Origin of the sequence: Azospirillum formosense, from assembly GCF_013340925.1 — a bacterium.
In the GTDB taxonomy this organism is placed as follows: domain Bacteria; phylum Pseudomonadota; class Alphaproteobacteria; order Azospirillales; family Azospirillaceae; genus Azospirillum; species Azospirillum formosense.
The window spans coordinates 1-1,306 of sequence record NZ_WHOR01000497.1 but is presented as its reverse complement, the minus strand read 5'-3'; the positions used below and the strand labels follow the sequence as shown (position 1 = coordinate 1,306).

Below are 1,306 nucleotides of genomic sequence, written 5' to 3'. Positions count from 1 at the left end.
GCCGGGACCTGCCCGGCGCCGAGCTGGCTGCCGTTGCCGGCGGTGGCCGTCCCGGTCATGGCCGTGCCGGCGATGGTGAAGGCGTCGCCCACCATGGCTCCGGTCACCCCGCTGGTGAAGCCGCTGGCCTGGGCGGTGGTCATCGTCACCGTGTGGCGGACGGTGCCGACCAGATCGAGGTTTTCCACGCTGGTCAGGGTCATGCCGGAGATGTCGATCTGCGGCGTCGCCGTGGTGATCTTGCCTTCCGGATCGGTCACATCGACGGAGCTGATGCGCAGCGTGTCGGTGCCGTCGCCGCCGTCGTAGGAAACCGTGCCGGCATCGCCCTGGGCGGCGATGATGAAGGTGTCGCTGCCGGCCCCGCCCTGGATGACGTCGGCCTCGTCCATGGTGCCGTGTTCGCCGCTGTAGAACACGTCGTCGCCGTCGCCGCCGACCATCGTGTCGGCGTCCCAGTCACCGATCAACGTGTCGTTGCCGGCCCCGCCCATCAGGCTGTCCTTGCCGCCGCCACCGACCAGCAGGTCGTCGCCATCGTCGCCGTACAGCATGTCGTCGTCGGCGCGTCCGAAGATCTGGTCGTTGCCGGCGCCGCCATGGACGGTGTCGTTGCCGTTGCCGCTCTCCAGCGTGTCGTCCCCGGCCCCGCCCGTCACCGAGTCGGCGCCGTCATGGGCCCAGAACCACACGGGGTCGTTTCCGGCCACCATGGTGTCGTCGAAGTTCGAGCCGACCCAGCGCTCGACGTCGATGAAGGTGTCGCCCGCGGCGTCGCCCGTGCTGTTGCCCGGAGTCAGCAGGTCGAGCACGATCCCCGTGGTGGCGGTCTCGTAGGACGCCTCGTCGAAGCCGGCCCCACCGTTCAGCACGTCGGCACCCGCACCGCCGATCAGCGTGTCGTTGCCGCCGCCGCCGATCAGCGTGTCGTTGCCGGCCCCGCCCTCAATCACATCGGGCTCGTCGTCGCTGGTCAGCAGGTCAGGGCCCGCCGTCGTGGTGCCGGTCACGACCAGAACATGGTTCCAGCCCTCGACCGCCGCGAAGGGGGAGGGGGCGCCGACCGGCGCGGTGCTTTGGTCGAGCGTCCAGGAGGCACCCTGCGCCGCCGGACCGACCAGCCCCGAAGAGGCCGCGACCGCGGCGCCCGTGGCGGCTGCCAGCCGGTCGAGGAGGAGACGGCCTTCGGCGCCCGCACCGGCGTGGCAGGCATGGAGGTGGATCTCGGTGCCGCGCGCGTCCGGCCAGGAGCGGTCGAGCAGCGATCGCGCGTCCAGCGGCCGGGCGCCCAGCAGGACCCGCCCCG

At 71.8% G+C, this 1,306-nt stretch carries 1 protein-coding gene; it reads right to left on the bottom strand.

All coding sequences use genetic code 11. The annotated features are described in order from the left end of the window. The coding region (locus tag GBZ26_RS30805; RefSeq protein ID WP_174441802.1) for a DUF4347 domain-containing protein at positions 1 to 1,306 on the bottom strand (1,306 nt) is incomplete at both ends.